General features: G+C 38.2%; 16 protein-coding genes. 7 read left to right on the top strand and 9 right to left on the bottom strand.

Annotated features, from left to right (window positions below; genetic code table 11):
- Positions 1-24: 24 nt before the first annotated feature.
- Positions 25-1068 (top strand): dipeptide epimerase, encoded by a 1044-nt coding sequence (locus tag ASF92_RS12925; protein ID WP_056093558.1) that lies wholly within the window; start codon positions 25-27, stop codon positions 1066-1068.
- On the opposite strand, the gene ASF92_RS21415 is transcribed toward ASF92_RS12925, so the two are convergent.
- Both ASF92_RS21415 and ASF92_RS12920 read right to left on the bottom strand, forming a co-directional pair.
- Complete coding sequence (locus ASF92_RS21415; protein ID WP_082489556.1) at positions 1034-1231, bottom strand: DUF6358 family protein; 198 nt, start codon at positions 1229-1231, stop codon at positions 1034-1036. The two genes, ASF92_RS12925 and ASF92_RS21415, sit on opposite strands and share 35 nt — an antisense overlap.
- Positions 1232-1376: 145 nt before the next feature.
- Positions 1377-1694 carry a rhodanese-like domain-containing protein gene (locus ASF92_RS12920; protein WP_056093557.1) on the bottom strand — a complete coding sequence of 106 codons (318 nt, stop codon included), beginning with the start codon at positions 1692-1694 and terminating at the stop codon, positions 1377-1379.
- A 268-nt stretch (positions 1695-1962) separates the two neighbouring features.
- On the opposite strand from ASF92_RS12920, the gene ASF92_RS12915 reads away from it, so the two are divergent.
- The 3 genes from ASF92_RS12915 (at position 1963) to ASF92_RS12905 (ending at position 6480) form a co-directional block, all read left to right on the top strand.
- Complete coding sequence (locus ASF92_RS12915) at positions 1963-3087, top strand: DUF4407 domain-containing protein (RefSeq protein ID WP_056093553.1); 1125 nt, start codon at positions 1963-1965, stop codon at positions 3085-3087.
- Positions 3088-3239: 152 nt separating this feature from the next.
- Positions 3240-5072 carry a M61 family metallopeptidase gene (locus ASF92_RS12910; RefSeq protein WP_056093550.1) on the top strand — a complete coding sequence of 611 codons (1833 nt, stop codon included), beginning with the start codon at positions 3240-3242 and terminating at the stop codon, positions 5070-5072.
- A gap of 106 nt (positions 5073-5178) precedes the next feature.
- Positions 5179-6480: a M20/M25/M40 family metallo-hydrolase gene (locus tag ASF92_RS12905; RefSeq protein WP_056093547.1), complete on the top strand. Its 1302-nt coding sequence runs from the start codon at positions 5179-5181 to the stop codon at positions 6478-6480.
- Between the two features lie 278 nt (positions 6481-6758).
- Here the strand turns inward: ASF92_RS12905 and ASF92_RS12900 are convergent, their stop codons facing one another.
- The 6 genes from ASF92_RS12900 to pnuC all read right to left on the bottom strand — a co-directional run bounded on the left by ASF92_RS12900 (position 6759) and on the right by pnuC (position 12949).
- Positions 6759-7253: a GNAT family N-acetyltransferase gene (locus tag ASF92_RS12900; protein ID WP_056093544.1), complete on the bottom strand. Its 495-nt coding sequence runs from the start codon at positions 7251-7253 to the stop codon at positions 6759-6761.
- Positions 7250-7813 carry a hypothetical protein gene (locus ASF92_RS12895; protein WP_056093541.1) on the bottom strand — a complete coding sequence of 188 codons (564 nt, stop codon included), beginning with the start codon at positions 7811-7813 and terminating at the stop codon, positions 7250-7252. Before ASF92_RS12895 ends, ASF92_RS12900 begins: the two co-directional genes overlap by 4 nt.
- 50 nt (positions 7814-7863) lie before the next feature.
- Positions 7864-8496, bottom strand: coding sequence for a thiamine phosphate synthase (locus tag ASF92_RS12890; protein WP_056093538.1), 633 nt, complete (start codon positions 8494-8496; stop codon positions 7864-7866).
- A 217-nt stretch (positions 8497-8713) separates the two neighbouring features.
- Positions 8714-11155 (bottom strand): TonB-dependent receptor, encoded by a 2442-nt coding sequence (locus ASF92_RS12885; RefSeq protein WP_369817097.1) that lies wholly within the window; start codon positions 11153-11155, stop codon positions 8714-8716.
- A 686-nt stretch (positions 11156-11841) separates the two neighbouring features.
- Positions 11842-12372 carry an AAA family ATPase gene (locus tag ASF92_RS12875; protein WP_056093528.1) on the bottom strand — a complete coding sequence of 177 codons (531 nt, stop codon included), beginning with the start codon at positions 12370-12372 and terminating at the stop codon, positions 11842-11844.
- The gene (gene pnuC / locus ASF92_RS12870) at positions 12356-12949 is read right to left on the bottom strand and encodes a nicotinamide riboside transporter PnuC (RefSeq protein ID WP_231729810.1); all 594 of its coding nucleotides are present in this window, start codon (positions 12947-12949) and stop codon (positions 12356-12358) included. The genes ASF92_RS12875 and pnuC overlap by 17 nt, the downstream gene beginning before the upstream one ends.
- A 441-nt stretch (positions 12950-13390) precedes the next feature.
- Here pnuC and ASF92_RS12865 point away from each other — a divergent pair, with 441 nt between their 5' ends.
- A complete protein-coding gene (locus ASF92_RS12865; RefSeq protein ID WP_056093521.1) occupies positions 13391-13708 on the top strand; it encodes a hypothetical protein in 318 nt (105 codons plus the stop codon).
- A 209-nt stretch (positions 13709-13917) separates the two neighbouring features.
- Positions 13918-16755: a carbamoyl-phosphate synthase large subunit gene (carB, locus tag ASF92_RS12860; RefSeq protein WP_056093517.1), complete on the top strand. Its 2838-nt coding sequence runs from the start codon at positions 13918-13920 to the stop codon at positions 16753-16755.
- 82 nt (positions 16756-16837) lie between these two features.
- Here carB and ASF92_RS12855 read toward each other — a convergent pair whose 3' ends face one another.
- The gene (locus ASF92_RS12855) at positions 16838-19075 is read right to left on the bottom strand and encodes a S41 family peptidase (protein ID WP_056093514.1); all 2238 of its coding nucleotides are present in this window, start codon (positions 19073-19075) and stop codon (positions 16838-16840) included.
- Between the two features lie 136 nt (positions 19076-19211).
- Between ASF92_RS12855 and ASF92_RS12850 the strand changes: the two genes are divergently transcribed.
- The gene (locus ASF92_RS12850) at positions 19212-19727 is read left to right on the top strand and encodes a hypothetical protein (RefSeq protein WP_056093511.1); all 516 of its coding nucleotides are present in this window, start codon (positions 19212-19214) and stop codon (positions 19725-19727) included.
- Positions 19728-20090: the final 363 nt, after the last annotated feature.

The raw sequence follows: 20090 nt of genomic DNA, 5'->3' as shown, positions 1-20090 counted from the left end.
TATTTATTTAGTAGACGATTGATAATGAAAATTAGTTGCAAGCAGTTTGAATTAGAGTTAAAACACCCTTTTTCGATATCAAAATTTACCCGCACCAGCACGCCGCTAATGCTTTTAAAAATTCAACATGATGACATTGTAGGTTATGGAGAAGCATCAATGGTACCGTACATGGGTGAAAGCTATGAGAGTGCAAATGCCTTTCTAAAACTTGTAGACTGGAATAAAATTCAGTATCCGTTCAATTTTGAAGAAATAATAGCTTACCTGGATGGCTTGGCAACTGGTCAGCCAGCAATAAAGGCCGCCATTGATATCGCATTGAATGACATAAATGGTAAAATTCTAAATAAGCCATGCTATGAAATTTATGGGTCAGACCCGTCTAAAATGCCGGCAACCTCTTATACAATTGGCATCGATAAACCCGAAATTATTCGTGAAAAATTAAAAGATGCGGAAGCTTTCAAAGTTATAAAAGTTAAACTCGGCAGGGATAACGATAAAGAGATAATTGAAACGATTCGCAGCATGACGAATGTACCGCTATATGTGGACGCAAATCAGGGCTGGACAGATAAAATCAAATCGATCGATTTAATTTACTGGTTACACAATCAAGGCGTGGTTTTGATAGAGCAGCCAATGGATAAAAATAACCTTGATGGAAATGCCTGGTTAACCGAAAGAAGTCCGATTCCTTTACTGGCTGATGAAGCTGTGCAACGATTGGCCGATATGGATGGCCTGAAAGGCGCATACCACGGTATAAATGTAAAATTGATGAAAAGCTGCGGGATGTACGAAGGCCACCAAATGATTTTGAAAGCCCATTCCTTCGGCATGAAAGTTTTGATCGGCTGTATGAGTGAAACCAGTTGCGCAACCTTAGCCGCGGCTGCTCTTGCGCCTTTATGCAACTGGGCCGATTTAGATGGACCGTGGTTAACAAAGAATAATCCTTTTGAAAATCCTCCTTTTGAAAATGGAAAGTATATTTTAAAAGCTTTACCCGGCCTGGGACTGGAAGATGTTACTGAGGATCTTTTTCCTTATACGACTTCCTGATTTCTTTCATCAGCTGAATCTTAAAATAAAAAAGACATGCTGCTGTTCCAACAAGAAATGCAGCTGGCAGGTATTTACCATTATTATAGCACCATATCAATCCAAAAATAGACAATATGACACCCAGGTTATAAAAGATGTTTAATGCGAATTTCTTACCCACGATTTAACAATTGATTTTAAGATAAAGTTATTATAAATTACCAAAGCGCAATTATTCAATTATCAAACTAAAGAGAAGTAAAAAATCGGAAATTATTTTCACAACTTGCAAAGTTTGATAATTGATTTTTGTTTATTGACTATTACTAATAAACCGGCATATTTGGATCAAAGGCTTCCTGCCAGGCTAAAATACCGCCTTTTAAGTTATATAAATTATCGAATCCATATTGTGCTTCTAATTGCATAACTGCTGCAGCACTTCTTTTACCACTGCGACACTGCATAATTACAGGCTTGTCTTTAGCAACTTTATCAGCTTCAATCAAAATCCCACCTAATGGAATGTTTTCTCCATCAAGATTGGAAACTTCATATTCGAATGTTTCGCGAACATCAATCAATTGAAAATCTTCCTTGTTATCGATTTTCTCTTTTAGCTCTTGTACTGATATCTCTTTCATGTAAAATATATTTTTTCAAATATACAAAAAACACTTAACCAGTTGGCAAAGCATAATTGCACAATGGATTTTATGATCCTTAAAAATCCAAAAATAGTTACGATCCGTTTAGTGACTTTATATTTTATTTAATAACGGCTTCTGGTTTTATTTAAGTTGCTGTTTATTATCACTTTATGTCTATTTTGAACAAGAATTATCCAAAAAATAGTTTGATAGGAACTGTAACAACTTGCTACCTTAAGCGTTTAATTATAAATAATTACACATGGATAAACTGAACCGATTTTTTTGGTTTTGCTCTGGCGCGCACATCTCTACACTGGAAAAGTATTCTTCGGAACAAAATAAATACACCGGCATTGGTGCCACTATCTTTTTTACCGGTTTATTCGCTGCATTATCCGGCGGATATGCGATGTATTTTGTTTTTAAAGGAGATGATTTAGCTATTGTTTTCGCTATCATTTTTGGTTTTCTTTGGGGTGCTGCAATCTTTAATATGGATAGATACATCGTATCCAGTATTAATAAAAGCGCCTCTACAAACAAACAGATTTTACAGGCCACGCCACGTATCTTGCTGGCAATTATGATTGGTATTGTTATCTCCCGCCCTATAGAGCTGAAAATTTTTGATAAGGAAATTAAAGAGCGTTTAAAAGTGAGTTATCTGAACGGTCAACGCTCTAAAATAGATACACTGAACAAGGCATTTGAAAACAAGTATCAGGTGGAATTCGGCAGATTGAATCAACAAAAAGCAACGAGAGATTCCTTGGAAAAAGGCATTAAGGCCGACCGGCAAAAACTGAATTTCGAAATTTTTGGAAATAAAACGACAGAAACTTCCGGGGTATTGGGTTACGGGCCATTTGCAAAACGTAAGGAAGCCGAAATCAAGCAACGTACATCTGAATTGGATAGCTTAAAAGCAAACATTAATAAAGCAGAATCTTTCATTGATAAACGCAAAGAGTTTGATGGCCTTTTTACGGCCAAACTTTTTACCGATAAACAATTAGACAGTTTAGCAAACATTGCAGGTTTTGCAGATAGAAACTGGGCATTAGGCCAGCTGAAGTTTAATGCTGATGGAACCAGCGACAATAACACTGCTCTGGCAGTTACTTTTATTGGTTTACTGTTTATCTTTTTCGAATGTTTGCCGGTTTTTGTCAAACTGATGAGTGCCCGCGGACCATATGATTATGTCATTGCTGATGGTGATGAAGCCTCCATTTACGAATCGAAAAAGGATAAAGATTTCAGGTTCCAGGTGGCCGATAATATTCAAGAAACGAGGGTTGACTCAGAATCTTCCAAACGCAAGGAAATTATAAAAGGAAAAGCTTACCGCGATTTAGAAAAGTACGACTGGGATAAGGAATAAATGGACATAGGAAAAGGAAAATGGGAAATAGATGGTGCAGGTAAGATGTGAAGACCAAGCCACTTCAATCCTGAAATTCTTTAATCTTATTAAATCATAGTTTACATCATACCTCTAACTTTATTATTAAATTAGCCCATTAAATCTTTTTTATGAAGAAATTTTTAGGTGCCGCTTTATTTAGTTTGTTGTCATTAAGTGCTCTTGCTCAAAATGAAATTAGTTATATCGTCTCGTTCCCCAATGCAATTCATCACGAAGCGGAAGTAAGCATGTTAATCCCGAATGTTCCGTCAGGAACTTTAACGGTAAGAATGAGCCGTTCTTCGCCAGGTAGATATGCAACACATGAATTTGGCAAAAACGTTTACAGCCTTAAAGCTTTTGATGGTTCGGGAAAAGAATTGGCATTAAATCAGTCAGCCGGCGATGTTTATGAAATTCCAAATCATGGCAAAAACGTAAAAATTACTTATACTATTTTTGGCAACTGGATCGATGGAACCTATGCGGGTTTCGATGAAACGCATGCCCATATGAATATTCCGGCAACATTTGCATTTCCGGTTGGAATGGATAACCGCCCGCGGTTGGTGAAATTTAATTACAGTGATAAACAAAACTGGAAAGTGGCCACGCAATTAAAACCACTGGGCAATAATTCCTATTATGCGACAAATCTTCAGTATTTTATGGATAGCCCAACGGAAATAGCAGACTATAAATCCGCAAGCTGGCAGGTTAAAAATACAGATGGCAAAATACAGACCATACATTTAGTCTCGCATTCCAATGACGACCAGAAAACCATTGATAACTATGCCGTAATGCTTAAGAAAATGGTGGATGAACATTTAGCGGTCTGGGGTGAATTCCCGACCTATGATTACGGAAATTATTACTTTTTGCATGATGTTTACCCAGATAACGCGGGCGATGGAATGGAACACAGGAATTCGACATCCATTGTTCAGCGCACACCGAAAATTGAGGGTTATGAATTGAACTTGTTGGGAACATTTTCTCATGAATATTTTCATAGCTGGAATGTGGAAAGACTTAGGCCAAAAACTTTAGAACCATTTAATTTTACGCACTCAAATATCAGTAACGAACTTTGGCTGGCAGAAGGGTTTACTCAATATTACGGCGCATTGTTATTAACAAGGGCAGGTTTTAAAACAGTTGGTGATGCATCACAAACCTTTAGCGGTCTGGTGAATGCCGTTTTGAATTCGCCCGGCGCTAAAAATTATTCGCCTATTCAAGCCAGCCGCTATGCTGTTTTTGCCGATGCGGGGGTTGCAATAGACCAGACAAATAAAGGCAATATATTCCTTTCTTACTATACATATGGTGCTGCAACAGCTTTGGCATTGGATATTCGTTTACGTGCTAATTTCAAATTAACCCTTGATGATTACATGCGTGCTTTATGGAAAGCCTATGGCAAACCTGAAATCGCATATACTGTTCCTGATTTAGAAAAGACACTCGCTTCATTAACTAAAAACCCTGCCTTTGCGGCCGATTTTTTCAAACGATACATCTACGGAACCGAGAAAAATGATTATGCCAAACTGCTACTTAACGCAGGTTTTGTGCTTCGTAAGGCAAATCCAGGCAAGGCTTACACTGGTTTAATGCGCTTAACTTTTGCGGATGGTAATGCTGTTTTACCTCAAACTACTATCGGTACCCCTGTTTATAATGCAGGTTTAGATGTTGGTGATGTGCTTTTAACCATGGATGGTGTCGAAATAAAAGACCAGGCAGCTTTAACAAAAGTTACTGAAGCCCACAATCCTGGGGACATTGTTAATTTAACTTATACTCACCATGGTGAGACAAAATCGACAAAACTAGCCTTCGCTGAAGATCCTGCATTAGAAATTGTATCTATTGAAAAGACTGGCGGTAGCTTAACAAATGCGATGCAGAATTTCAGAAATAACTGGTTGAATACACAGGTGAAACTAAAATAAGAATCACAAGAAAAAAGCTAAATTAGCAGAAGTAAAAAACTATAACCGATAAAGCCCACTTTAGTAGCTAAAGGTGGCTTCATCCCAATTGAAAACAAAATAGCAAATGAAAAAACTTTTCTTTTTAGCCTTGGCCGGAATGGCAACTTTGCAGCTAAGCGCTCAAAATATCGATAAAATTATCACACGTGAATATACTGACCATCTTATCAAAACGCTAAGTGCTGATGATATGCAAGGTCGTGCAACATTTACACCAGGAATTGATAAAGCAGCGACGTTTATTGAATCAGAATTTAAGAAAATTGGTTTACAGCCTTTAACCGGAGAGAAAACGTTCCGCCAGACTTTTTACAGATACAAATTAACACCGGAGCCAGTAAAATTAGTTATCGACGGAAAAACAATTGCACAGGATAATATTTTGCTTGCAGGAAGGGCAATTTCTGTTACTTTCAATCAAACTGGCACTGAAGTTATCAAGTTAGATACGGCAAAAGCTTTTTTACAACAATACCGTACTTTGGCTCGTGGAACTAAAAAAATTGTTTTGGTCGACAATAAATTTGCTGCGGATTTTAAACGTTATAAATCTTTCTCTGGTCGCCCGGCGATTGTTGATGAAAAAGACTTGCAAAATCCAAGTCAGGACGCCACAATTTTTGTATTAGGCATAAATGAAGCAAAGGAATTTAATGTGGAAGTGAAAAGCAAGTCAGAAAAAGTACCACTTTTCAATGTTGCTGGTATGCTTCCGGGTAAATCGAAAGCAAAAGAACTGGTTGTTTTTTCAGGTCACTATGATCATTTAGGCATTATGAAATCAGTAGATGGCGACAGCATTGCAAATGGAGCCGATGATGATGCTTCAGGCACAACTGCTATGATTGCTTTAGCAAAATATTATAAAGCACAAAAGAATAACGAACGCACTTTAATTTTTGTAGCTTTTACTGCTGAAGAGATTGGTGGCTTCGGCGCAAGGTATTTTTCAGAAAAATTGAATCCGGATGATGTTGTTACGATGTTTAACATCGAGATGATAGGAAAAGATTCTAAATTTGGCAAAAACACTGCTTTCATTACAGGTTATGAGCGCTCTGATTTTGGTAAAATCCTACAGAAAAACTTAACAGGAACGGAGTTTACTTTTCACCCCGACCCATATCCCGAACAAAATCTTTTCTACAGGAGTGATAATGCGACATTAGCCGCTTTAGGTGTTCCGGCCCATACGATTAGTACCGATAAAATTGATATCGATAAATTGTACCATACGGTCAAAGATGAATACAGCTCATTGGATGTCGAAAATATTTTATCAACAATTAAAGCCATTGCAAAAAGTGCGACTACAATTGTAAACGGAACAGATACGCCAACCAGGATACCGAAGTTAAAACAGTAAAAACTTTAGTTCTTGCTTTCAAAGGGGTACTAATATAGAAGCCACAGATTACCAGATTAAAATATACCATCTGATAATCTGTGGCTTTCTTTTTTATATTCTCCAAAACATGGTTCGTGTCCTCAAGAATCATTAATTTACTTTCTAACTACAAAGATTTCTCGGCTGCGCTCGAAATGACGAATTTTTTATCTTTCGCTTTGGCCTGCGTCTCACAGACCAAACAGGCTTGAGTTTGTTTATAATGAAAGCAACATAACATACGATTCTATCGCAAATTAAAACTTGTATTCCATCACGTAGTCATCCATAAAAAAACCTTCTCCGATATCTATTTTTACAGATTCCTTTACAATAAACCCGGCTTTAGTGTAGAAATCTTTAGCCTTATTGTGTTTGTTTACATTGAGTTCCAAAGCAGAACCACCTGCATCTTTAACCTGATTAAAAACTTCGTTGATTAAAATTTTGCCAACTCCTTTGCCATGTGCAGATGGTATAACATAAAGTTTGTGGAGTTTATAGACCCGATCTTCATGTCCAACAATTGAATAGCCGGCAAAACCATATTGGTTTTGACCTTCTTCGGCAATCAGAAAAATATGCCCATCCATAAATTGCTTAAGCAGTTCGCCCCTGCTATACATTTTATCTAACATATAGTCAATTTGCTTCTGACCAATTATTTCCAGATAAGCTGATGGCCAGGTTGCCGCAGCAATATCACGAATTAATTCAATATCATCCTCTTTAGCTTTTCTAAGGGTAATCATGATAACGGTTCGCTTATATAAATTGGTTGTCCGGAGAAAGTGAATTCTACAAAACCATCGTTAACGACTTCGAAAACTTCATCCTCATTTTGGGTGAGATTTGTAACCTCCAGATAGCGGTTTCCATGAATTAAAAACTCACTTCCGGCAGGTTTCCAAACTGAAAAACCAGATTTAATCGGGTAATGTTTTGCTTTTTCTGTAAATACAACAAGATTGATTTTATCTTCAAAACCAGCGAACTTTTCCAAATCAAATTTTCTGGTGATGACATTAACTGCCGGAAATTTCTCTTCATATAAATGATTAATGGCAACCATTAAATCATCTACAGGACCTTGAATAACTTTGGTGTCTTCCTGGATATCAGCCTCCTTTCCATTTACTAATACATCAACTTTGATCCCTAGAGAACGGATTTTATCGTAATTATCGCCATTTACCAAAAGCGTAGGGCTCCATTCTAACAGCTGACCTAACAATTCTTCATTAAAATTTCCGAGCTCATCAATATATAAAGCCGGCTCTTGTTTTTCTTTTACAATATGGTGTGAAGACATAATGCGAAGATAATATTTTAGTGTCAAGAATGGAGTATCGAGTATTAAGATTAGAGTTTCACTGCCTCGTAAAAGTCCTGATAAGCTTCAATAAAATCATCAGCAGAACTTATTGCTCCTGAAACACCTATGCCATACATTCCTGTTTGCATCAATGCTTCCACATCGTAGATTTTTATGCCACCAACGGCTAAAACAGGAAGTTCCACTCCCGATTTTTTCAGCTCATCGATGATGCTTTTATAATTCTCTACGGTAACAAGATTATAACCATTTGTCTTATTTTCAGTTATAGCAAACGGCCCTAACAATACATAATCAGCACCCTCTTTCGCAATCCGAATTAAATTATCAAGTGTGTGTGCCGAACCACCAAGTGTAATATCATCCCCAACTTGTTTACGCAATGCGGCGAAATCAGCGTCCATATCTTCTATATGAAAGCCCTGGATATCGGCTTTACCGTTTAAGTGGATATGGTTCGTTACAATAAGCGTTGTTCCCCAATCATCGCAAATTTCTGCAACCGCATTTATATCGGTCAGCAGTTCTTCATCAGCTTTGCTTACACAGCGGTATTGGATCCATTTAGCGCCCGCCTCGCAAGCCAACTGAACTTGTTCGATATGTGTTAAATGTGGATTGTCTTGCGTGATGTAGTGGAGCTTCTCTATGTATTTCATACCAGGATTTTTGAACAGGATTCGAACAGGATTTTAAGATCTGAGGATTACCAGGATTTGTGCGTGTCAATTTATTTATCGACACTAAAATCAACTAATTCAAAAATAGTCATTGCGAAGCACAAAGCAATCATTCCGTATTAAGATTGCTTTGCGCTCTCGCAATGAAAAACTGGTTTGATACTTTTTAGCTTTCTGCTTTAGTCTTTAAGCTCTATTAAAACTTAACGTTTAAACTTAGCAAAAAGTTAGTTCCTGCCTGGGGATAAAAGAAATTTTCTGTAATTCTGCTACCACCGGAAAGATAGCCATAAGTGTAGCCATTGCTTTCATATTTTTTATCGAAGAGATTATTTACCAGTAAGCCCAAATTTACATTTTTAACCCCTGCAAATTTAAAATCGTAACCTAAACGCGCATTACTTACCCAATAACCATTAATTGTTCTGTCATTGTTTTGTGTGTTGTCCATATATTGTTTGCTTACATATTTACTTTGCAACGCAATGGCGAAACCAGTAACTGGTTTATAAACCAATTCACCAAAAAGTACCGCTGCCGGCGAATAAGAAATATCGGTTAAAGTGTAATTATTCACAACCTGCCCGCCGTTATCATAATCATCGTAATACTCCGTAAAGTTTTTGATTTTATTTCTGCTGAAAGCCGCGTTTGCATTTAAGGCGATAGATTTGTTAATGATGTAGGAGCCATCCAATTCAATTCCCAAACGGTAACTTCTATCCACATTCTGGCGATAATTGCCACCAACATCATTTATTTTTCCGGTTACAACCAGCTGATTTCTGTAGAACATGCCGTAAGCGTTCGCACCTACATTAAAAGCTTTATCTTTAAAACGATAACCTAACTCAACATCATTCAATCGTTCTGGCTTTGGATAAATACCTACCGCAGCGTCGGTATAGTCATCGCGATTTGGCTCTTTGTTTGCAACGCTAAACGATGCATAAAGATTGCTTTCAGGATTGATAAAATAGGTTGCTCCGAATTTAGGATTGAAGAAATTCAGGGTTTCATTTATGGCAAGCGTGTTCAACTTATTCTCTGTACCAGCAATATCGTAATAAACACGGCGATATTGTAAATCGGCAAATAAACTTAAAGCCTCAACAGGACTGTAATTTACTTTTCCGTAAGAATTGAAATCTGTCTTGAAACCTTCATTATCATAGTAATGCCTGTCGATAGCTCCGTTTGATGCATATTGGGCCCAGATGATTTGACCGAAGTGAGCACCTTTGTATTCATTGTAGGCGCCGCCCAAAGTAAAATTCAAATTTTTCTGCGGCACATAATTAAACGCATATGTCACACCGTAGAAATCGTTGTCCAGCCAGCGCCGGCGAATTAAATCTGTACGCGTAACTGTTGTTCCGCCAATAACAACCGGACTCAAACCGTAGTCACTTAACTTATTTGCTTCGCGATATTCTTCATAATAACCCTCACCTTGTGTATAATGTAAAGCCCCGTTGAAGCTAAATTTATCAGAAAACTGTCGAGCGTAAAGCAATTGATAATGGTTTTGCCAGTAATTATCTGTCTGGTTATTGTACAAGAAACTGTTGTAGGTTCTGCCCGAGTTCAAAAGGTTATCGGCATCAGCCTGGCCCAAGCCATTTCTATCAATGTATGCTTGCATGCCTGCAACATCGTTATTTAGTCGAGATTCAGGAATGCCATTCCACGATTGATACGTTTTTTCAGCGCCTGCGAAAACGTTTATTCTCAACAAATCTTTATTCCCATGGTAAGCACCAGACATGAAATAAGACTTTAAAAGTGAAGAGCCTCTATCCACATAGCCATCCGAACTTATTCGTGATAATCTTCCATCGAAGCTAAACCGATTATTAATTAAGCCTGTTCCTACTTTAATGGTATTTTTCCAGGTATCGAAACTTCCGTAGGTATTGTTCACTTCGGCGTAAGGCTCCATTTCGCTCGCTGTGGTTTGAATATTCAAACTTGCACCGAAAGCGCCAGCCCCGTTTGTCGATGTACCCACCCCGCGCTGGATTTGTATGTTGTCTACCGACGAAGCAAAATCAGGCATGTTTACGTAAAATGTTCCCTGGCTTTCGCTATCATTAATGGGAATACCATTTACCGTTACATTAATCCTGCTGTTGTCGCTCCCGCGAATACGAATTCCTGTATACCCAACGCCTGCGCCTGCATCAGAATTTACGACTACACCCGGTGTATTTTGAAGGATGAAAGGCAAATCCTGACCAAAATTGTTCTCCTGAATTTCAGCTTTTGTTACGTTTCTGTAGGTAGTTGCCGACTTTTCATTTGCCCTGGTCGCACGTACAATTACCTCATCAGCTAAGAAGGCCTGGGGAATAAGCACAAAACTTACAGTTTGACTTTGTTTAAGTTCAATCGATCTATCGGCAGATTTATAACCCAGATAACTTACGCTGATGGTATAATTACCAGCAGATAAATTCGACAAAATATAATCTCCATCGACATTAGTCAAAACAGCTGTTTTCTGGTTTCTTACCTTGATTGTTGCGCCGGGCAACGGTTTTTGATTGTTATCCGTCACCTTTCCGGTGATAGAAATTTGTGCCAATGCAAAGAATGGCAACATTGCAGTGAAAACCGCAAAAAGTAATTTTTTCAATTTTTGATTGTTTTAGTTAAACCCATCGGAAATAGGGGTACTCCCGATTTCAGTTAAACTTCCATAACTCCAATCCCTACGCCGGCATTACCCGGATCAGGTGCATTTAAGGTTTAGGGTTTTAAGGCTTAGGGTTTAGGGCCTGCGATATGCACAACCTTTTACCTTTCACCTTTTACCTTTCACCGTAAAATGGGTATGATCTCAGCCCGTTTTTGTGTTTTTAAAAAACAAGGCACCCCTAATGATGGGGCAAATGTAGAAAATATTTCAACAATTAGGCAGAAAAAATATATTGACGCTTTTTTATTTAGAAAAGCAGGTTTCTACATTTATCGGCTGGGTTCTGCCCGCTTTGCAATCAAAAAAAGCAGAAAAGGGCTTTTGTTTTCCGTTTCAATCGGGTTTAGACCACTTGGGGATTTGCAGGGAACTTATAAATCACCTAGTCATCAAGTGATAATAAAATGTCTCCTACAGATAAACGCAAAAACAGTAATCTGCGCAATTAGCGTAATCTGCGGGATGAATTTTAATGGAAATATTTAAAGCAAAGTCGTAGCGAGACGCTACGACTAGTGTTAGCCACCTAAACCCGGCCCTAGCGAATGACCCAATTTTTTCATTGGGGCAGAAGCGAGGGCGGGAAGAACTTTAATATATGTTAGGCAATTGCTTTCCAAAAATTATAAAGCCAAAAATGCATCAATTGATGCTATTGCATTTTGTAAACGGACATCGCCTAAGCCGCCAATCACTTTATAATTTGCATTAAGGGCTTTGAGTTCTTTGTGCCAAACTTCCATAAAGTATTCGCGCTGGTTAGGGAAATCCCTTAGGGGATCGTCCTGCCAGGGCAAATCGATGTCCATTAAAAGATATAAATCATAAGGCCTTCTTGGCAGGGCATCCAAAACTACCTGAGGTGTCTCACCCAACATTTCATCACTCCAGATTTTTACGGTTACAAATGTTGTATCACAAATAATAAATTCCGTGTCTGTAGTAACAAGAATTGCATCCTCTAAGGCAAGCTGACCGTAATACATATTTACTTCATCCTGCAAAGTATAAGGGGCAAATAAATTTTCGCAATAGTAACGGGCATATTCAGGTACCCAGGAAACCTTATAATGTTTGGCCAGAAGCTGGGACATGGTCGATTTACCTGTACTCTCCGGACCAACAACAGCTATTTTTTTAATTGACTTGTTCACGATAAGTTTTTCTCCAGTCTAGGTATCCTTTATACGCTATTGCGATGAGTACAAAATATAAAACGGCACTCAAGTTTAAATGTTTATATATAAATAAGGGGACATAACAAATATCGGCAAAAACCCACAATAACCAGTTCTGTAGAATTTTACGAGTAAGTAAAAGCTGGGCTATGAAGCTAACGGACGTACAAAAACCGTCAGCGTAAGGGACGATACTGTTGGTATACTTAGCCATAAACCAACCTAGACATAAACTCAGTACCGCGATTGATGCGATTGAAATCAGCCACCCTTTTACGGTGAGCAACGTAATCGGCTTATTTCTTTCGGTCCGCTTGCTAAGCCAGAAATACCAGCCATAAAAGCCTGTAAAAAGAAAATAAATCTGTAGCGTCATATCACCGTACATGGCTTCCTTAAAAAAAAGAAAGCCATAAGCGACCACGCTAATTATAGAGATAGGCCAATTCCAGACACTTTCTTTCGCAGCAAGGTAAATACAAATAAAACCCGTACTTACAGCAAGCCATTCGAGTAAACTGGTATGGGTAAATTGTTCGGCTAAAAATTCCATGAAAGAATCGGCTGTTGATAACATCTAATCAAAAGTAGAAACAAAAACACATAAAAGAAAAAATCCGGCCGAGGAGGGCTCCTCTGACCGGATAATAAACCAAACAAACTATTTATGAAGAAATCCTCATTGCGGTTAACTACTCCGCGAGGAAGCTTTAGATTGAACTAAAGTATTTACAAAACGCAAATACACATTGTTTATTACAACATTATTGCCAATAATCATAACCTCACGGTTTCGTGACGTAAACATGACCTGGAGCCTGTTTTGTTTTATGACTGTAAATTTAAACAATCCACATATGTAGTTGTAACGACAGTCACTGTGTACATATAAACGTACACTGTTCAGTTTTAAATTCACACACGAAACTTTATCAGTCATCAAATGTTTACATTTAAAGTTTAATAATATATATTTAGTTATAAATCTAACATCATGAAAAAATTTGTTGTGGCGATGACCACCATGGTTGTAATGTCATTTGCTATATTTTCATTTACGAACATACAACTAGGTGGAATTACCGGCAAAATTACGCCTGCAAACGGCGTTTCGGCGGTAGCGTTAGTTTCTGGAACAGATACATTGAGGGCTGAACTTAATCAGGGCGTTTTTGCTTTCACAAATTTAAAAGAAGGCGTTTATAAGGTTTGGATAAAATGCAATTCACCTTATAAAGATGCCGCTATTGAACGCGTAGCCGTAAAAGATAGCTCGGTGACCGACCTTGGCGAAATAAAATTGCAGCAATAGCGATTTGAACAAAAGAAAAATTCAAAAAGAGGGTCAAAATAACCCTCTTTTTTATTTTAAAAAAATCGGCTCAAAATACTTCTAAAGATGTATCTTTGCATCCCGACAGAACAGTTGGGATTTTCTTCATAATAGCAAAAACCTCCTTGCTTCTTGCCTTTGAAACAGGCCAACACTTTAGAATTTTAATTATTGTATTAAGCTTTATCATGCCTAAAGACACTTCCATACGCTCAGTATTAATTATCGGATCGGGTCCAATTGTAATTGGTCAGGCCTGCGAATTTGATTACTCGGGTTCACAAGCGGCGTTATCCTTAAAAGAAGAAGGAATAACCGTTTCAATTATCAACTCCAATCCGGCTACAATTATGACGGATAAGGTAATCGGCGACCATGTTTACCTTCGCCCTTTATCTGTTGATTCAATAGAGGTAATTTTACAAGAGCACATCGACTCGCCGGATTTACCAAAAATTGACGCTGTGCTACCAACAATGGGCGGCCAGACTGCGCTAAACTTATGTAAAGAAGCAGAAGAACGGGGTGTTTGGGAAAAATATGGCGTTAAAGTGGTTGGCGTGGATGTAGACGCGATTGAAAAAACCGAAAACCGGGAAGCTTTCCGCCAGCTGATGGTTGATATAGGCGTGGGTGTAGCGCAATCTAAAATTGCCAATTCATTTTTAGAAGGTAAAGAGGCTGCACAGGAAATCGGCTATCCATTAGTTATCCGTCCGTCATATACTTTAGGTGGCTCCGGTGGTGGTTTTGTGCATAAAAAAGAAGAGTTCGACGCAGCATTAAAGCGCGGTTTGGAAGCATCGCCTACGCATGAAGTTTTAGTGGAAAAAGCAGTTTTAGGCTGGAAAGAATACGAATTAGAGTTATTGAGAGACAGTAATGATAACGTAATCATCATCTGCTCGATCGAGAACTTCGATCCGATGGGTATTCATACAGGTGATTCAATTACAGTTGCTCCGGCAATGACATTGTCTGACCGTTGTTACCAGGATATGCGTAACCAGGCAATTAAAATGATGCGCGCTATCGGTAATTTTGCCGGCGGTTGTAACGTTCAGTTCTCGGTAAACCCTGCTGATGATGAAATTATCGCTATTGAAATTAACCCTCGTGTATCCCGTTCATCTGCGTTAGCAAGTAAAGCAACAGGTTATCCAATTGCTAAAATTGCAGCTAAACTGGCTATCGGTTACAACCTGGATGAAATCGAAAATCAGATTACAAAAACAACATCAGCCTATTTCGAGCCTACTTTAGATTACGTTATCGTTAAAATCCCTCGCTGGAATTTCGATAAATTTAAAGGTGCCAACAAAGAATTAGGCTTACAAATGAAATCTGTTGGTGAGGTAATGGCTATTGGTCGTACTTTCATCGAAGCGCTTCAAAAAGCTTGTCAGAGTTTGGAAATTGGTCGCGCAGGTTTAGGTGCCGATGGCCGTCAGAACCGCAACATAAACGAAATTATGGATGGCTTGGAGCATGCTTCATGGAACCGTCTGTTTTTAATAAAAGATGCCATGACAATGGGCGTGCCTTTGGAATCTATCCGCAAGGTGACCAAAATTGATAAATGGTTCTTAAATCAAATTCAGGAGCTTGTTGCTTTGGAAGTTGAGCTAAAAAGATACTCTTTAAATAACATCCCTCAGGATTTCTTCTTCACATTGAAACAAAAAGGTTTCTCTGACATACAGATTGCCTGGTTGTTAGGAAATGTAACTGAAGATGAAGTTTACGACCGACGTAAAGCTTTGGGTATAAACAGGGTTTATAAAATGGTTGATACTTGCGCTGCGGAATTCCCGGCTCAAACACCATATTACTATTCCTCATTTGATGAAGAAAATGAATCAGTTTCTTCAGATAAGAAAAAAATCATTGTTTTAGGTTCAGGTCCAAATCGTATTGGTCAGGGTATCGAGTTCGATTACTCTTGTGTACACGGTTTGTTGGCCGCAAAAGAATCAGGTTTCGAAGCGATTATGGTTAACTGTAACCCTGAAACAGTTTCTACCGATTTCAACATGGCTGATAAATTATATTTCGAGCCGGTTTTCTGGGAGCACGTTCGCGAAATTATTGAGTTAGAAAAACCTGTTGGTGTTATTGTGCAGTTAGGTGGACAAACAGCTTTGAAAATGGCTGAAAAATTGACAGAGAAAGGCATCAAAATTATCGGAACATCTTTCGAGAATATGGATATCGCAGAAGACCGCGGTCGTTTCTCTGACTTGTTAAAAGAATTAGAAATTCCTTATCCTAAATATGGTGTAGCAGAGAATGCTGAAGAAGCAATCGTTGTTGCAAACGAAGTTGGTTACCCCGTTTTGGTTCGTCCGAGTTATGTTCTGGGTGGACAAGGCATGAGCATCGTTATTAACGATGAAGATTTAGAAAAAGCGGTAGTAAAATTATTGGGGGATTTGCCAGGCAACCGCGTGCTAATCGACCACTTTTTAGATAGAGCAGAAGAAGCAGAATCTGATTCCATTTCTGATGGCGAAGATGTTCACATCGTGGGTATGATGGAACACATTGAGCCTGCTGGTATTCACTCAGGAGATTCGTTCGCTGTTTTGCCAACATTTAGCTTATCGGAAACGGTAACCAAAGCAATGGAAGAATATTCCATAAAAATTGCAAAGGCGCTAGATGTTCGTGGTTTATTGAACATCCAGTTTGCAATTAAGGATGAAAAGGTTTATGTAATCGAGGCGAATCCAAGAGCTTCCCGTACGGTTCCTTTTATTGCGAAAGCTTATGATGTTCCTTATATCAACATCGCCGCTAAAATTATGTTAGGTGTGGCGAAACTAAAAGATTTCACCATCGAACGTAAATTAAAAGGTTATGCGATTAAAGAACCGGTGTTCTCTTACGAGAAATTCCCTGAAGTTGCTAAAGAATTAGGTCCGGAAATGAAATCTACAGGTGAAGCGATTCGTTTCATTAAAGATTTGGAAGACCCATACTTCCGCAAGCTTTACAAAGACAAATCAATGTATTTGAGTAAATAACAGGAAAGGCCGATGTTTAACATCGGCCTTTTTGGTTATAAACCTCTCAGGCTTTTGAAACCTGAGAGGTTTGATCTTTTTGCTACCAGCCTTTATTAAGCATTTCAATCGCTTTGTCTAAAAGCTCATCCTTTCCTTGTTTAATCCCATTAATTGTAGGATAAACAACCTCATCGATTTTAACACCAATCCTTTGCGTTGGCTTACCATCAGGATAAAAGACGCCAATTCCTGAAATCATAGTGTTTAAGCCACCAGGTAAAACAATGTATGAAACATTACCGTCGGCACCCGCAGTGGTGCTACCAATTACTTTCACATTTGGCGAGCTTTGAAAAGCCATTGTGGTGTATTCTGCCTGGCTTTGCGAGAGCGCGTTAACAATAACCACCACTTTACCTTTGTAATTATCAGATGATTTTTTACCATTGGCTATGGTTGGCCCATACTTAAACGAACCAGGGTAATCAGCATTTCCCATTGTAAATTTCACGAAAGGCGTTGATAAATTCTTGATGTAATTGCCAAAAGTAAAAGGCATAAACTCTGATGGATAACAGCGCATATCTACAATAATGCCTTTAGTGTTTTCGAACTTCTTTTTAATCTCCGGAAGCATTGCATTTTTATATTTTCCGGGAAAAACGTAACCAATATTTGCATCTATGAGCTTATAGGCTTCCGCTTTTTCAAAATCGGGATCTTTGCCTCCACGCCCATACATCCTCATCGGCAAATCGTAATCGAACTGATGACCATCTCTATTTACCGTAATTTTCGTCCTGACATCATTACCCCGAAGCAAATAGATGTTTGGCAGGTCGCGAAGTTGTGTATCATAGTTCGAGGCAGGTGTCAAGGCCAGAAAATCCTTGATAAGTAAATTAACATCTGTTCCCCTTATCGCCGTAATCTCATCGCCTACCTTTAACTTACTTTTCACATCAAGCGTATCTTTGTATAGCGAAGTTATTATTAATTTTTTTTCCACAAACGTGGTTTGAAGTGGCGCCGCATACTTCCCCTTGAAATCGTTTAATGCTTTGCTGCCACTCCAAAGGTTTGCGTGGGTATCATTTACTGATGCTATCAATTTTAAGGATGCTTTCGCATAGTCTAATTCATCCTTTGCCTGAACAAATTCCGGGATTGATTTTCCCAAAACACCATTCCAATCCTGGCCAATCACATCTCTGTAAGGGAAAAAATAATTAATCATTGCCCAATAGCGGTAGAGCGATAATAATCGATAACCAGCGTCAGGATAAGTCATTTTCAGATAAGGCCTTTCATTCTTGAATTCGGGATTACCAATTCCAGAAGCCATTTCAACATAATAATGTTCACCTGTATTTCGATTATCTCTTACAAAGATCAGTTTTTCCAAAAGCGATTCTTTTATGATGGATTTATCAAACAGTGACCCATAATCTGGTTTTATTTCATAGGCCTCGTTGGTAATGGATTTACAGTTTTTACATGGAGCTGGTTTCGGTAACTTATCTAAAAAAACTTCAAGCGACTGGTTTAACTCATCCTTGTTTTTGGCTTGAATAACTGATGGCAACAGTCTGAATAATTCTGCATCCCAGTTATAATCTCCTTTAGCAACAGCAGGATGGTGATATTTCAAAAAGCTCCAAAACTGGCCTGTCACCATTAAATTTGTATGTAATTGATCGTTAAGCTTAATATTTGTTATTCCCGATCCATTTGCAAAAGCAGTATCAAGATCAGCTTTAGGGATAATTACTTTTTTTAACCGCGCATGGCTGATGGGTTTGTTATCGATAAAGATTTCGAAATGATCGAACCAGGCTTTTCCTTCTCCCGTCAATAATCCACCGAAGTGTAAGGCCCTAACTTTCTGTGTATTGTAATCAAGTTTAATCGCATATTGTTTCCACTCCGTAGTTCCCGTAATGCCCCTTTTATCCATATTATCGAGAGCAAGTGCTTTTACATTTTTATCATCAAGCCGCATCCACAAACCGGCATAACCTTTGGATACGTTTTCTGTTTTAAGATACGCTTTCAGCTCGATTTTTTTGCCTTCGAAAATTTGTGTGACCGGATAGTCTATAACTCCAAAGGAAGATTCTGTTCCTTTTTTTTCCATTGAAAGACTATATTTCCCTTCGACCTTTTGACTGCTATCCAGTAATGCAGGATATGCTTTTTTCTGCAAATCGTTAAAGGAAAATAGCCAGCCTTTTGGTACGCCTTTATTATTAAGCTGTTCAAAGCTACCGTTTACATTAAATTGAGCATAGATTTTGCATGAACTCAATATGAGCGCAAATAGAAGAAACCGTTTCATAGATTAGGAGAGATTATTATTTCAAACTAAAGTAACATAAATATTCTCATCATAAAAACTCTTAACGCCGATTTTCTCAGGTAACTTCCCTGTAGCGTTATGCCTGGCATTAACGTTTGCATTAGTAAAACCAACTATGAAAAGGAACCTGAATGTATTCGTATTACTGTTAGCATTTACGCTAAGCGCCTGTAAAAAGGAAACAATTGAACATAGAAAGGATTTTGATAAAAGCTTTGATACCTGGCTCGATTTTAAAGCCTCGGCTAACAACAATTATAAATATCAATTGGTTACCAAATCATGGACAGGTTTATCTACACAAACTACTATAACTGTTAAGGGTGGTAAAGCGATAGAAAGGGCATATGTGGCTCAAACAGTTAAACATCCAGGCAATGTAATCACCATACATGAAGAATGGGTGGAGAATCAACTAGAACTAAATAGCCATAAAAATTATGGAGTAATTTTAACGCTGGATGAAATCTATGAAAAAGCTAAAACTGAATTTTTAATAAAAAGAGATGATGGAGCAACAAGTTTCGAATCCAAAAACAACGGAATGATATCCCGGTGCGGCTTTACACCTAAAGGTTGTGTAGATGACTGTTTTAATGGATACGCCATTGCCTTTATTGAGCGAATTTAATTAATAAATGAGCGTGATATTTAAGTTTTAGATTATCGAATACAATATTATTTAATAATAAATTCAGTCGAAATATTCCGGCATAACAAATCTTTCGGGTCGCACTGCAACGGCCACCCAACTGGCGTCAAAAGAAAACGGCGTAGCCCTCATGAATGCCATTAAGAATTATATTAATACATGAATAAATTTTCAGCCGGCATTTTTTGTTTTTTTACTGGCTTATATTTTTTTTCGTTTGTGTTCAAGCTAGCTAAGCTGATCTTTTTGATGCCAAAAAGAAAGAGCCCTTCGGCGGCGGTGAACCGCGGCAAGACTGTAGTGTATGGCAAAAGAAATAATTACAAATCACTCATATTGATT

It is taken from the genome of Pedobacter sp. Leaf176 (assembly GCF_001424305.1).
Taxonomy (GTDB): Bacteria; Bacteroidota; Bacteroidia; order Sphingobacteriales; family Sphingobacteriaceae; genus Pedobacter.
This window is presented reverse-complemented; position numbering and strand designations above follow the sequence as displayed.